The sequence below is a fragment of the Nocardioides sp. Z30_9 genome, assembly GCF_058215735.1.
Map to the genome: position 1 here is coordinate 331,328 of NZ_JBZAJF010000001.1, position 13,671 is coordinate 344,998.

Genomic DNA, 13,671 nt, shown 5'->3' on the forward strand with positions numbered 1-13,671 from the left:
GGGCAGGCTTCCCGTCCGACGCTCGCCCCAGACGTCTCTATCGGTCGGTTCAGCGGTCGGCCGCAGTGATGCGTACGTCGACTCCGTCCCCGACCGGCGCGGCGAGCCCACCCAGCGCGCCCACGAGCACGCCCACCGCGACCAGGTGACCGATCCGGGCGCCTTCGCGGACCGACGGTCTCGTGCGCTGCCAGGCGTACCAGTCGCTGCGTCGGAACCTTGCAAGTGCGGCGAGAGCCACCGCCGTGCAACCGAGCGAGAGCGCGGCGACTGCGGCCTGACCCAGGTCGTCGACCAGGACCAGGCCGACGAGCCCACCGATCGCGCTCAAGGTGAGCACGACCCAGGCAAGGACGAGGCGGACCGTTCGGCCGCGAACGACGCCCGCGGAGACGTACCCCACGAGGAGCCCGCTGATCACGACGGACAGGCCCAGCGAGACCTCGTCGCCGAGCCGGAACCCTTCGCGGCCCAGCAGCACTGCTTGTCCCGCCAGCGAAGCCCAGGCGACCACCCAGATCGAGCTCGGCAATGGTGGCGGGGCAACGTCGACAGCACGTTCCTCGTTCACGGGCGCCATGCTCGCACCTGGGGCGCACGGGCTGTAGCGGTTCGGTCGATCCGGTCCGCGCGGAGGCACCTACACTCGGACGATGCCACGCGTCTCGCACCACGACGGCCGCCGCGCGGTCGTGGCGGTGCTCTCGGCGGTGTTGCTCCTCTTGGGGGCGCTGGCAGGCGTGCAGTCCTCGGCGTCCGACCCGGTCGGCCACAGCGACCTGCACTCCTCGAGCCACCTGGACCTGGGGACGCTGGCCGTGGCGAAGAGCCATTGGACCAGCCACCACCAGCGACCCGACGTGCACACGCAAGGAGTCCTGACCTCTCGGGCCGAGTCGGCCGATGCGTGGTTCCCGGTGCGACCTCGCCCGCGTCTCTGGCTCCGCGGTGCGCCGCGTGCCAGGTCCCCCTGCGAGGCCGAGCTCCTCCGGCCTGAGGTACCCACCAGTCCGTCCGGTCCTTTCCTGTCGCCGCTGTCTGCGGTCGTCAGGGCGCCCCCCTTTTCGTGGAGTCCGCATGCCCACAGCACCGTCAGCTCGTCCGCCGTCCCGCGCGCCACTGTGGCGCGCCGTCGCCTCCTTGGTCGTGATCGGGCTCGCCCTGTTCGCAGCGCTCTCCCTGTCACCCCGGCTCGGCCTCGACCTCGAGGGCGGCACCCAGATCGTCCTCGAGACCCAGGACACCGAGCGGGTCACGGCCGACCGCGAGTCCACCGATCGTGCCCTGGAGGTACTCCGAGGGCGGGTCGACGCGCTCGGTGTCGCCGAGCCCACCCTCGCCCGCGCGGGTGAGCGGCGCATCATCGTCGAGCTGCCCGGGGTGCAGGACCCACGGGAGGCGGCGCGGGTGATCGGACGCACGGCCCAGCTCGGGCTGCACGTCGTCCAGGGTCCTGGCCAGACCGACGACGCTGCAGCCGACCCCTCGACCCCGGAGGGAACCACGCAGGTGGACGACGAGGACGGTCAGCCGATCCTGATCGGCCCCCTGGTGCTGGACGGCAACGGCATCAAGGACGCACGGGCCGAGATGCAGCAGAGCGGCGTCGGCGCCTGGGTCGTCGCCGTCACCTTCAACGGGTCCGGTGTGCCGCAGTGGCGCGAGCTGGTCGAGGGCGCCTGCAGCACACCTGAGGGCAACCAGCGGATCGCGATCCTCCTCGACCGGGAGGTGATCTCATCACCCGCAGTGCAGCCCGGACTCTGCTCGGGGCCGGGGACCGCGACCGAGATCACCGGACAGTTCACCCAGCAGTCCGCCGAGGACCTCGCGGTCCTGATCAAGGGCGGCGCGCTGCCCGTTCCCGTCGAGGTGATCGAGCAGCGCACCGTCGGTGCGACGCTGGGCGACGCCGCGATCGACGCCTCCGTGAAGGCCGGCATCATCGGCATCGCGCTCACCGGGTTGTTCATCGTGCTGGTCTACCGGTTGATGGGCCTGATGGCGACGATCGCACTGGCGTCGTACGCCCTCATCTCCTATGGCCTCCTGCTGTGGTTCGGCGCCACGCTGACGCTTCCAGGACTCGCGGGCTTCGTGCTGGCCATCGGCCTCGCCATCGACGCCAACGTGCTGGTCTTCGAACGCGCCCGGGAGGAGTACGCCGCCCGCCGCGGCGAAGGGCTCGCGCCAGCGCTCGACACGGGCTACCGCAAGGCCTGGTCGGCGATCCTCGACTCCAACGTCACCACCCTGCTCGCGGCGGCACTGCTGTTCTTCTTCGCCTCCGGTCCCGTCAAGGGCTTCGGCGTGACACTGTCGATCGGCGTGGTGGCCTCGATGGTCTCGGCGCTCGTGATCGCGCGCACGCTCACTGACTGGGCAGTACGACGATCCTTCACCTCACCGGGACTCTCCGGCTTCGGCGGTAGCGGCCGACTGCGCACCTGGCTGGTCACCAGCGGCCCGTTCCTGATGCGTCGCGCAGGCGCCTGGATCGGCGTTGCTGTGGTGATCGGCGTGGTCGCCATCGGCGGTATCGCCCTGCGCGGACTGAACCTCGGAGTGGAGTTCACCGGCGGGCGCCTGTTGGAGTTCTCCACCACCCAGGACGTCGACGTGGACCAGGCCCGCGCTGCGGTGGCGGACGCCGGCTTCCCGGGCGCGGTCGTGCAGAGCTCCTCTGGCACCGGCGACTCGGAGAACATCACCGTCCGCACCGGGCAGATCAACAATGATGAGGCCGTTGCCGTCGAGGAGTCGCTCGGACAGGTGGCCGGGCAGGTGACCAAGGAACGCGACGAGCTGATCGGCCCGACTCTCGGCCAGGAGCTTCGTACGAAGGCACTGATCGCGTTCGCGATCGCCATCGGTGCGCAGATGGCCTACCTGGCCTTCCGGTTCCGCTGGACGTACGCCGCTGCGGCTGTCCTGTCGATGGCGCACGTCGTGCTCACCGTGGTCGGCATCTTCGCCTGGCTCGGCAAGCCCGTGGACGGCGTGTTCCTCGCCGCGGTCCTCTCCATCATCGGGCTCGCGGTCAACGACACGATCGTGGTCTTCGACCGCATCCGGGAACGAGTACGAGCCGCGGATGGGGGCCTGCGGGAGACCGTCAATCTGGCCATCCTGCAGACCATCCCCCGCACCCTGAACACCGGGCTCGGCGCGATGTTCATCCTGGCCACGCTGGCCGTGCTGGGTGGCGACTCCCTGCAGGACTTCGCCGTTGCGCTGCTGCTCGGCCTGACGATCGGCATCTATTCGACGATGTTCACCGCGGCTCCGCTGGCCATCTGGGCCGAGGAACGGTGGGGGCCACGAGTGCGCTCCTCGCGCCCGCCCACCACTGACCCTTACGCGGAGGTGCCGGTCGCCGGACGGGAGAGCGGATCGCTCTAGGAGAGGCCTTTCCTGTGGCTCTCGGCGGATGTCGCGCTGGGGCAGCGATCCAACACCCAGGTCGGTAGGCAGCCGCTGATCTTCACACAGGAAACTGCTCAGAAAGTTTGAGAATCCCCTGTAGAACAAGGGGAATCTCGCCAGTTCCTGTCGGTGGTCGCTGCTTGGATTGATCCATGACCAGCCAGCCGGACACTCCTCCGGGCGCCTCGTGCGCCGGCCGGGTCGCGGCCGAGCTCGCGCGGATCCGGCGTCAGGTCCAGGGGCTGCAGGACACGTTGTGGGCGGCTGGGCGCGGCGAGGAGCTGATGGACACCGTCGCCGAGATCGAGGCGCTGAAGTCGACCCTGGATGCCGTCGAGCTCCAGGTCGTCCACGAGCTCGAGGTCACCAACGCCGTCAAACCGGTCGGGTGGGCCTCAACCCAGGACTTCGTAACCTCGGTCGCGGGTGGCGCAAAGGCGCCGGGTCCGGCACCGTGCGCTTGGCGAACGCGGTGCAGACCCCAGTGCTCGCCCCGGTCGGCGAGGCCCTCGCCGACGGCTGGCTCTCCACCGCCAAGGCGCAGGTGATCGAACGCGCCGTCGACGACCTGCCCAGCAACCCCGACCTCCGCGTCCGTGGGTGCCAGGCGATGCTCGCCGAGGCCAAGGCGCTCGACGCCACCGACCTAGCCAAGCTTGGCCGGATCCTGGTCACCCTGGTGGACCCCGACGGTCAGGAGCGCCGTGCAGAGCGGGAGATGGAGCGTGAGGACCGCGCCGCCCACCTCGACCGTGACCTCAACGTCCGCTTCGACACCGCCGGAGGCTGCTGGATCAAGGGCCGCTGCTCCGCCGAGGACGGCGCAAGCTCCGCGCCACCCTCCTCCCCCTGGCCAAGCCGGTCCCTGCCGCCGGTCCTGTGTGCGACCCCGGCAACTGCGAGATCCCCGGATGCGGGCACGACGGCCGCGACCCCCGCGACCACGGCGCCCGGATGCTCGACGCCCTGGTCGAGCTCTGCGACCGCGCCGCCACCGCCGAGTTCCTCCCCGAGTGCCACAGCGCGTCCCCGCGGCTCTCGGTCACCATCACCCTGGACGACCTCCGCAACCAGACCGGGTTCGGGACCACCGAGACCGGCGAGGACCTCTACGTCGCCGCCGTACGCCGGATGGCATGTGACGCCCACGTGATCCCGATCGTCCTCGGCGCCGCCGGTGAGGTCCTCGACGTCGGCCGGCAGATGCGCCTGGTCACCGCGGCGATCTGGAGGGCCCTCGTCGCCCGGGACAAGCACTGCCGGTTCCCGAACTGCACCCGGCCACCGGTGATGTGCCACGCACACCACCTCGTCCACTGGGTAGACGGCGGGCCGACATCGCTGGCGAACACGCTCCTGCTCTGCGGGCACCACCACCGCCTCATCCACGCCGGCCCCTGGCAGATCGTGCCTACCGGGCCCAATACCTTCGACTTCGTGCCACCGCCCGGCGTACGCCGGATGATCTCTGGCGGACGAGAACCACCCGACGGTCAGAGGCTCAGGGGCTGAGGGAACCAGGGATGGCACGCACGAGCAGCCGCTCCCCGGGACGGCTACGTCGTTCGCCCTCGCCGGATCGCCAGCGAGAGCCCAGCATCAAGGGCAGCCACCCGAGGTGGACGGTTCCCGAGTTGGGGCCGGTCGACTTTCCGACAACATACGGACATGCCGATGTGAGGTCGTTCTTTGGGTCTCAGTCTGTGTCAGTGATGCAGAGCACGGTCATCTCGGCGTTTCGATAGTCGGTGAGGACAAACGTCTCGTCCCATGCCACATCGAAGAACCATGGTGTCCAGGGTTCGTTCGTCCTGTCGAGACGAAAGTCCTCATACCTTCTGCCCGTAAGTTCCGCGACCGCTTCATCTGCCAGTCGCTTTGCCTCGGCTCCGCGACCTGCGAACGCCTCGTGGGCACCACCGTGAACGATGGTCGTCGCGAGGATGCCGTCCAGGGTGAGCGCACCGCCAGGCACCTCCTCCAACGCGCCTGGCAGAGGGTCGAGCTTCGCGGGAATCTTGAGCGGTGACAGGTCATCGCGGACGACCGGACTGTCGAAGAGCAACCTGTGCATCTCGTACTCCTCTAGACGATTGCGCGATGCGAACCAGGCGGCAGCGTCGCCATATCGAACGGCGCGCCATCGTCCAAGCAGGTACCCGCCGTTCACGTGAGTCTCTTTGACCTGGCCGAGGTACTCGTCCACGGGATCGGAATCCACCGGCACCGATTCCCAACTCAGTTGCGGCCAGGAGTCGACTAGTTCCTGGATCGACGGTCGCGACTGATCCCAATCGATGTCCTTCCAAGAGCGCATAGCGCCGATCATCTCAGCAAGGAGGATTCGCAAGGGCTCTCATCGATCAGACCACAGGCAGGCGCACTCTCATGCCGCGATCCGAGCGGTTCATGCCGTGCGTTGTTCGCCCCCCCCGTCAGCACGGCTCGATGCGCCCTTCACTGACGATGATCGGCACCTCGACGCCCTCGACACGAACGGGATGTTCGCTGAAGTAGCGCCTCGCCTGCTCGCCCTCGCCGGTCCATACGCTTATCTCTACCGTGCCCGGAACGTCTCCATCAGCAATCATCTGGATGAAGAACGGAAATTCGTCCCGCTCTAGGAAGGTCTTTGCTTCGGCAATGCGCAGGCGGCCCATTGCGCGATCGTAGCGACGGAGCCGTATCGGAGTAACGCGTCAACGTCCGCATCTGCCGCAAAGTGCGCGGTCGTGCCGAGATCCGGTAAACCCGATCTGCCGATGAGCGGGTGTTCAGTCGCCTGGCGTCAGGCGTGCCCGGGCGTCCCTAACGAGGTCGGAGTAGCGAGCGCTGAAAGGCTCGCGCAACTCTCTTTCCAACACCGCCGACAGGCTCCACAGCGCAACTTGTTCGGCTTCGTGCTGCGGCGCGCGCACCTGCTCGTCGTCCTCCCAGCGATGGAGTAGTTCGAACAGAACCAACGCCTCGTCGGCGGTGAGCGAGATCGTCACGTTCTCCTGGGCCATTGCGGCATCATGCCCTCGAACGCGCTCTCATCCCGAGATGCGGACGTTGGTTCAGGTGACGACCGACCGCGCGGCGAGGAACAGGAAGAAGGCGATGAGCCCTAGGACGGAGACGAGAAGCGAAACCCAGCAAAGCCATATCAGGGTGTTGCCCGCTCGGACGGGCGTCCCGAACCAGTCCCGTAGTTTTTCCATGACGCGAGTATCGGCACAGATCCTGACTTCGGCGGCTTTCATCGAACTACCAGATATGCCGCGATCCGCGCGCCGATGAGCGGCTCAGTCGCTGGTCTTCTCCGTTGGTGTCTTTGCGCCGCGTCTGTGAGAGAACAGCGCCCATATCGAAAGCACAATCCCTACGATAAATACGACTAGGGAGCCGGAGCTGCTGAAATCTCCGTCGGGGAAATCGAGTAGCAGAATCCAAGCGCTTCGAGCGGTTGCCAAGACCAGGAAGATCCAGATCAAAGTGATCCGGTCGAGACCGTTGGGGAGCCAGCGTGCCATTCGGACGACCCTACCTAGTTTCGGTGACCGCTCGGAGCAGCATGACTAACGAAGTCAGCAGCGAACCTCAGCGTCCCACAGGCCTGATTGATTCGAAGGGACATGAGCGATGAGAATGGCCGCATCTGCCGCTGTGAGTGCGAGCTGAAACAACGGGGTGGATCGCACGCACCTGGCGGGTGTAATCCACCCCATTGTCGAAGACCCACCCGTGCTCACGTCGCGCGCGTCCGGATCTGCCGCTATCCGCGCGCCGTCACGCCCATCTGATCCTGCGAAGATGTCATGCCTCATCACCGAAGTGATTAAGGAGCGAAGGATGGCCAGTCAGATCAGGCCCGAAGACTACGTCGGACTGCGGCTGAGCGAAGCAGAGGCTTTGGCCCCTGAGTCACGGCTGGCAGCCAAGATCCTTGCAACTCAATCAGGCGATCACGCTTGAGTACAACCCCGAGAGGATTAACCTCCACGTGGATGCGCAGGGCCTGGTGTACGAGGTGAGCGCTGGCTGAATTGGAACATCCGGATCTAATGCTCCTGCCGCGATCCGCGCACACCGCGAGCAGGAGCCCTATCCCGGGTTTAGGCTTCACTTGTGGCTGAGGGGACCAAGACCTGCGTTCATTGCGCAGCAGCGATGCCAGCCGATACGCCCGTCTGCACAGAATGTGGACGTGACTTCGACCCCACGCCAGCGGTGCCGCTCCGACGCCAACGGTTTGGACGCCTGCTTCGCCGCAAGCGCTGAGGCGTTACGAGCGCGACATGGACGACAATGGCCTCCACTCTTCGACATCCGCATCTGCCGCTGATCGGGCTCCCTGCCGAAATGCGCAGCCCTATGGTGGTCCCGTGAGCAACCCTCTACGTCGCGCCTATCGTGACGCCTGGCGAGTCCGACAGCAGACAGGGAACGAGTCGCCTGATCTACTGCTGGACCACCTGCGGGCAGAATCCGCCGACCCGGTGTGGTTGGAGCCGGACGGGGAGTTGCACAGGTGGCTGATGGGGGTTTGGGGGCGCGGCGTCTCGCCTCGAGGGATGACTGTGGAAGCGGCCAAGAAGATGGGCAGCCTCATTCCGCGCATCGTAAAGCCGTATCGAGAGATTCTTCGATACATGCGTTGAGAGGCCTTGCCGTCCGCATCTGCCGCTGATCTCGCGCTCGTGCCGAGTCGGGTGGGTTCGGGCTAACGGCGTGAGAACCTCTGCGCATGACCACTGCGGAGGCGGACCAGCGCAGACTGTTTCTCTGCGCAGCGGGGTTGGCGACGCTATTGGTTGCTGGTCTCGTGTTGGCCTCGGCCTGGTTCGTGTCGTACCCCCCAGCAGTGCTGCAGGGGGCATGGCTGCTGGCTGTGTCGGCGATGACCGCTGTGGTCGTACTCGCCTTTCGGCAGGCTAGAGCAACCGGCAGCACCTTCTTCGCGGCAATCGGTCATAGTTTCAAGGCGCTGGGACAGTTCATCCTCGCCTTCTTCTAACGACCCAGCGGACCGCAACAGCAACGTCTGCATCTGCTGCGAATGCGCTCCCTACGCGCGGGCAGGCGTGCCAGACTGCGTTGGTGACTTCATGGCGAGACTCTGTCCCTGCAGCCGTTCAGGAGGAGCTCGACGGCCTGTTCAACGTCGCCCTTGATGCGGCGTCGGAGTTCTTGGTTAAGAACGGCGAGTTCGTCCCCTTTGGGTTTTCAGTCGATGACGAGAACGAGGTCGCGATGTTCGGAGCGGATCCGGCCCTTGGTGACCATCCGCCGTCGACCGAGGTGCTCAATCTGCTCGGCGAAGGAGCCCGCACAGACCGTGAACGGCTTCGAGCTGTCGCGTTCGTGGCCGATGTATCGCTTCGCGATGGCGGCGATGCCGTACGCATCGAGCTCGAGCACCGAGAGGGCGCCGTGCTGGAAATCCACGTCCCGTACAGGCGTCGAAGGTTCGGCGGCAAGCTGACTCTTGGCGAGATGTCTGTGAGTGAAGGACACGCTCAGGTATGGGCAGTCTGAACGTCCGCATCTGCCGCGATCCGACGGTCATGCCGATGGAGCGGACGTTCCCCTATTGGAGAAGTAAGGGACTCACCAGCGACGGTCAGCACTAGCGAGTGGTCTGGCGTCCAACCGGTCGGGTCAGTCAACAGAGCCCGAGCATCCGCGTCAGGAAGGTCCGCTTGGGTGCTTGTTTCCATGACCGTCAGGAGCCCCTGGTCGAACCACTCGACAAGTAGGCGGCTGCATTCATCAGGCGGCTGCGCCGGGACTGGCTCCGGCGGCGACCCGTGATTGACCTCAGGCCAAGGCAACTCGTGCAGCATCGTCTCCTCACGGGTCGCCCAGTACATCTTGCGTGCCTGGGCGCTCATGTCCGTAAGCGACTTCCATGCCATGCAGCCAGAGTGTCAGCACAGCGGGTCAAGTGGGAGAGAACATCCGCATCTGCTGCGATCCGGCGGTCATGCCATTGCACGGATGGCGCGCGTTCGTTGGTCGGACTATGCAACCCTGAGCCCCAAAAGCAGGACGCTGGGAAAGGCGAAATGGTCCCTCACATGACACGCGGTACCACCGGATGGTTTCAGAGCCGCCGACAGAACGAGGACCGGCGTCGCACCAGTGACGGCGGCACCGTGTGGTTTCCCGATGAGCCAGAGAACACGCGTGCCGAGAACGATGGGTGGCTCCTCGCAGGAGGTGAGCGATGGAACGCAGAGGCACAGGAAGGTGGCGTCGACCTGACGTCGCTGCGCCTTGACGAGCCGTTGGGTCTCAGTCTCACCTTCCAGATCGATGGCCGTTCCCCACTAGATCTCAACTTCCCCAACCTACGGCACATAGCGACTGACGGCGATCTTTCGCCGGGTTGGGGTCACTCCGGCTGGGAAGTCTTGGGCACAACGATGCTCGTAGCATCACGAGCCCGCAGCGACCGACGGCTCGTCTACCTCTTGGAGCTCCCCGCACTCGCGTTCTGCTTTGCAAGCCTTCCGGGGCGATGGGTACAACCGGACTGACCGTCCGCATCTGCCGCGATCCGGGCGGGTATGCCGAATGAGAATGCGTTCCTCTCCGGTGAGACCTACGCTGTGGCCGAACCCGCCCAAGGCGCATCTACCCGGTAAGGGTGCGTCCTGCCCGCCGCACGGCGAGGGTGGCTGCCCGTTCGAGCCGGGCCGGGTCCGGGGAACTCACTCCTCGGCGGGAGGTGTCGGGGTTTCCACCTTCTCCGGACATCCGCATCTGCCGCGATGCGCCGGGTCGTTAGTTGCAGTCCTTTCGTTGCCCTGGCGTCGACCCGCACGCCAGCCCTCGCGGCTTTCCGTTATCGCGGTCTTTCCCATGAGCGTCATGCGAGGATCTGATGGTGATCGTCTCCGGGGGGGCAACCGCTCAACCCGATCGTTCTCGGAGCGATCCGCGCGGCGGCGGTGTTAGCGGTCTCGAGCTCAACGGTACTTGTTCTCCTCCCATTTCTCGATGGGAGTGATGGTCCCGCCGACTTGAACTTGTACGCCCTCGTGTTCCTGCTGGGGCTCCTGCCGATGTGGATACTCCCGATGGTGATCTTCGGGCGCAGGACCATCTCGCAAGAGTCGAATCTAGTGACCGGAGAGACTCTCAGGCAGCGCGTTAACGTCGACATGAGCAAGGTGACGCGCGTGTGGTCTCGTTGCGTCCTGGCGGGACTTGACGAGGTCGTGTACCTCGGCATTCACGACTCTGCTGGAGGCCGGTTATGGATCTCGTGGTTTGCCTCGCGCGAACAAGCCTTCGGTGAGGCGATGCTGAACCTGGCCGCCGGGCTTGCGGAGAACCCGAGTGTCAAGACATCGGCGCGGGCGCGGGCTCTTCTGAGACTGCCTGGGGCGCCAGACAGACTCGGTCGGTGTGTCCTGGCGCTGCGCACCTGTGGCCTATTCGCGTTGCTCGGCGCCGCACTGGCCTTCACATGCGCCGCGTACTTCGAGCTCGCGTAATCCCGGGTTCGACCGACGACTGACAGCCAATTTGCAGCTGTCGAGCAGGTGAGCGCGGCCAGGCCTATGAGGAGTTCAAAATTGCCCAGAGCAATGAACCCCAAGGTCCGCTCATGCCGCGATCCGCGCGTGGTCGTGCCGATGAGCGAATGTTGCCACCACAGCCATGGAAGTGTGTGCCTATGTCGGCGCATGGGGCGAAGTTGCGTTACGAGGCAGCGCACCTCGTAGAGGCGATTGATCGTGCTGGCGATGGTCGCTATTTCTTGGTGAAAGCACTTTGCGACCTGCCCTCAAATGAACGTGAGGATGCGCTAGCGCAAGCGCTGGGGAAAGACCTACGACTAGGCGAGCGCCAAGTTGTACTTGCCGAACTCGCGCGGCTACGACCGACGACGTATCTCGCGCCTCTGATCGAGACGGGGCTCCGGTCCCGATCTATCAACGTTCAGCAGATGGCTGTTGCCAGCCTTCCCGGGTTGGTTCGCGAGGGCCTGGCGCCTGCACTCGCGGATCAGGTTGAGGCCTGGCTGCGCCGCAGGCTCGCGAACCCGCGACGAGAAGGCACATGGGCAATGTGGGAGATACCTAGCGCTGCCCTATCGCTGTTGCCGTCGTACGGAACCGACCGCGTCGTCGCACTGCTCACTGACCTTGACCCATGCATGCAGGCAGAAGAGCGGGACACCTGGCGGTCACTGAAGAAAACGGTGAACGATTCCGGGGCATTAAAGGAGGGGCTGGTGGACTGGATGCCCGAGAACAATCACCCGACTACGGAGTCCGATCCGCGCGACCCGACCGCGGAGGTCAGCGTCGACCGAGTGATGAAACGGCTGGGTTATACCCTGACAACCCCGAGAGTGACGTCTACGACTCCCTTGCGGCGGGCTTTGATGTACCGGCATACGTGATTGGCGTAGGCGGTAATGGACGGTTCACGAACGAGGGCTGACCAGCAGAACGTCCGCTCTTGCCCTATCCGCGCGCCGTCACGCCGATCTGATCCTGCGAAGATGTCATGCCTCGTCACCGAAGTGATTAAGGAGCGGTGGATGGCCAGTCAGATCAGACCCGAAGACTACGTCGGACTGCCGCTGAACGAAGCAGAGGCTTTGGCCCTGAGTCACGGCTGACAGCCAAGATCCTTGCAACTCAATCAGCCGATCACGCTCGAGTACAACCCCGAGAGGATTAACCTCCATGTGGATGCCCAGGGCCCGGTGTACGAGGTGAGCCTGGCTGAGAGTGGAACGTCCGGATCTGCCCGATCCACGCGCTCTCGCGGATAGTGGCCACCCTCAAAGCGTTGTAGGGGCAGACTCTCGTGTCATGCGTCTGGCGAGCTCCCAAGCAGCGTCATCGCGGGCACGGCTAAGGGTGGCCATAGTTCAGTTGGCCGTCGTCGCTGGCCTCTTGGCTTACCTCTTCACGGCAGAAAGCGATTCCACAGATACGAGGGTCGACTGGCCGTCTCTCATCCTCGGCGGGTTTGTGATCCCGTTCATCCTCGGCATTTCCTGCTGGGCGGGCCGATTGACGCGTGGGCGAGCCAGTTTCAACTGAGCCGCGAGCGACTCGGCACCTAGCAACAATCGCTCAAGGACTAACCCTGTTCCTGCTCGGACTGGCGCTCGTAATCGCACCGATCTGGATCATCGGGGAGCTTGTATCCGACCCGATCGGGTGATTCCGGCATGCTCGCGAAGTTCGGCCATGCGATGACCGCGTGCGTCCTTGTCGTAGTCATTCCCGGAAAGGGCCCTGCGCCCCTGGTTGGCTGGGAGACTCTGCGCGTGAGCAGCGCGAGCCCCGAGATTGAGCCGACCCCTGGGGCTCGGCCGCGGCGTTGGAGTCAGCGGCGCACGGTCGGCCTGGTCCTGCTCGTGGGGGTCATGCTCGGCGTCGCGGCAGGTGCTTGGTGGTGGACGCATCCTCGGGCGTTCATGAGCGGCGCCGGCGCCGAGATGAAGCTCGACGCGGTGCCCCTGGATGACGTTCCGTTCTACGTCGGCTTCGCACATGCCGGAGCAAGCAAAGACTCCGAGACCGTCACCCTGCGCTCGGTGCGAGTACGGCTACGCGACAACACCGCTGGGGCGACCGCGAGTGTGGCGGTGTGCACGCCGCGTCCGGTCGCCGAAGGCACAAGCGCCTTGGGGAGCGGTACGCATGCAACCATGCCCGACCTCGGCAAGTACTGCACGAGCCTGAGGCCGGTGCGTCCCGGATCAAAGATGCGGCTCGAAGACGGCGGTCAATACTTGATCGCGTCCATCTCTGCATCCCGGCCCGGACACGCGATCTTCGCGAATGCTGATCTGACCTACAGCCGCGACGCGAGTCACCTGTACCAGCGCGGTACCCAACACATCGAGATCGGCACCATCACGACCCTGCGGGTTAGTGAATAGATAGCTACTCCTGCCCAGGGTTCACTTCTACGGGCATCAGGTGCACATGAAGGTTCGTCGTCCACCCACCGATGCTGGCATCGACATCCTCGTCTGGAGCGATCCGGGCGATCGCGCCAATCAGTGGTGCGATTGAGAGCGCATGGCCAGACGGCGGCGTCGGCAGCGCCATCGATCGTCCAGGCAGGCAGCTTGAAGTCAACAAACTGCATCGCTTGGCGCACTAAGATCGGTAAATGCCCCCAGCGCAGGAACAGCCCGCACCGGAACCTGCGCCTGCCTCTCCCCTCTCGTGGCGGAGGGTGATGGCGACAGTGTCACTTCCCGTATTGGCCGTCTCGGCT

At 65.3% G+C, this 13,671-nt stretch carries 10 protein-coding genes and 1 pseudogene; 7 read left to right on the forward strand and 4 right to left on the reverse strand.

From position 1 onward, the window contains the following. Positions 1 to 49: 49 nt before the first annotated feature. Positions 50 to 571, reverse strand: coding sequence for a hypothetical protein (locus AC4BGB_RS01665; RefSeq protein WP_490544228.1), 522 nt, complete (start codon positions 569 to 571; stop codon positions 50 to 52). A gap of 506 nt (positions 572 to 1,077) precedes the next feature. Here AC4BGB_RS01665 and secD point away from each other — a divergent pair. The 3 genes and pseudogenes from secD (at position 1,078) to AC4BGB_RS01680 (ending at position 4,938) form a co-directional block, all read left to right on the forward strand. Beyond that, positions 1,078 to 3,402, forward strand: a complete 2,325-nt coding sequence (gene secD / locus AC4BGB_RS01670) for a protein translocase subunit SecD (RefSeq protein WP_490544229.1) — start codon at positions 1,078 to 1,080, stop codon at positions 3,400 to 3,402. Between the two features lie 176 nt (positions 3,403 to 3,578). Continuing rightward, the gene (locus AC4BGB_RS01675; RefSeq protein WP_490544230.1) at positions 3,579 to 3,974 is read left to right on the forward strand and encodes a hypothetical protein; all 396 of its coding nucleotides are present in this window, start codon (positions 3,579 to 3,581) and stop codon (positions 3,972 to 3,974) included. Beyond that, positions 3,911 to 4,938, forward strand: a pseudogene (locus tag AC4BGB_RS01680) (HNH endonuclease signature motif containing protein). Before AC4BGB_RS01675 ends, AC4BGB_RS01680 begins: the two are co-directional and overlap by 64 nt. A 184-nt stretch (positions 4,939 to 5,122) precedes the next feature. Here AC4BGB_RS01680 and AC4BGB_RS01685 read toward each other — a convergent pair. The 3 genes from AC4BGB_RS01685 to AC4BGB_RS01695 form a co-directional block, all read right to left on the reverse strand. Next, on the reverse strand, positions 5,123 to 5,632 hold the full coding sequence (locus AC4BGB_RS01685; protein WP_490544231.1) for a hypothetical protein: 510 nt from the start codon (positions 5,630 to 5,632) through the stop codon (positions 5,123 to 5,125). 229 nt (positions 5,633 to 5,861) lie between these two features. Then, positions 5,862 to 6,086, reverse strand: a complete 225-nt coding sequence (locus AC4BGB_RS01690) for a hypothetical protein (protein WP_490544232.1) — start codon at positions 6,084 to 6,086, stop codon at positions 5,862 to 5,864. A 114-nt stretch (positions 6,087 to 6,200) separates the two neighbouring features. Beyond that, entirely contained in the window at positions 6,201 to 6,434 is a 234-nt protein-coding gene (locus AC4BGB_RS01695) for a hypothetical protein (protein ID WP_490544233.1), read from the reverse strand. 1,721 nt (positions 6,435 to 8,155) lie between these two features. Here AC4BGB_RS01695 and AC4BGB_RS01700 point away from each other — a divergent pair. From AC4BGB_RS01700 to AC4BGB_RS01715, 4 genes are all read left to right on the forward strand, one after another. After that, the gene (locus AC4BGB_RS01700; protein ID WP_490544234.1) at positions 8,156 to 8,425 is read left to right on the forward strand and encodes a hypothetical protein; all 270 of its coding nucleotides are present in this window, start codon (positions 8,156 to 8,158) and stop codon (positions 8,423 to 8,425) included. An 83-nt stretch (positions 8,426 to 8,508) separates the two neighbouring features. Then, positions 8,509 to 8,946: a hypothetical protein gene (locus AC4BGB_RS01705; RefSeq protein WP_490544235.1), complete on the forward strand. Its 438-nt coding sequence runs from the start codon at positions 8,509 to 8,511 to the stop codon at positions 8,944 to 8,946. A 2,149-nt stretch (positions 8,947 to 11,095) separates the two neighbouring features. Next, entirely contained in the window at positions 11,096 to 11,827 is a 732-nt protein-coding gene (locus tag AC4BGB_RS01710; RefSeq protein ID WP_490544236.1) for a hypothetical protein, read from the forward strand. An 882-nt stretch (positions 11,828 to 12,709) separates the two neighbouring features. Next, positions 12,710 to 13,327 (forward strand): hypothetical protein, encoded by a 618-nt coding sequence (locus AC4BGB_RS01715; protein ID WP_490544237.1) that lies wholly within the window; start codon positions 12,710 to 12,712, stop codon positions 13,325 to 13,327. Positions 13,328 to 13,671: the final 344 nt, after the last annotated feature.

What these genes read in the sequence shown, in the direction of transcription:
- secD (WP_490544229.1), top strand. Translation starts at nt 1,078, where the DNA reads ATGCCCACAGCACCGTCAGCTCGTCCGCCGTCCCGCGCGCCACTGTGG.
- AC4BGB_RS01690 (WP_490544232.1), bottom strand. Translation starts at nt 6,086, where the DNA reads ATGGGCCGCCTGCGCATTGCCGAAGCAAAGACCTTCCTAGAGCGGGAC.
- AC4BGB_RS01700 (WP_490544234.1), top strand. Translation starts at nt 8,156, where the DNA reads ATGACCACTGCGGAGGCGGACCAGCGCAGACTGTTTCTCTGCGCAGCG.
- AC4BGB_RS01675 (WP_490544230.1), top strand. Translation starts at nt 3,579, where the DNA reads ATGACCAGCCAGCCGGACACTCCTCCGGGCGCCTCGTGCGCCGGCCGG.
- AC4BGB_RS01695 (WP_490544233.1), bottom strand. Translation starts at nt 6,434, where the DNA reads ATGGCCCAGGAGAACGTGACGATCTCGCTCACCGCCGACGAGGCGTTG.
- AC4BGB_RS01710 (WP_490544236.1), top strand. Translation starts at nt 11,096, where the DNA reads ATGTCGGCGCATGGGGCGAAGTTGCGTTACGAGGCAGCGCACCTCGTA.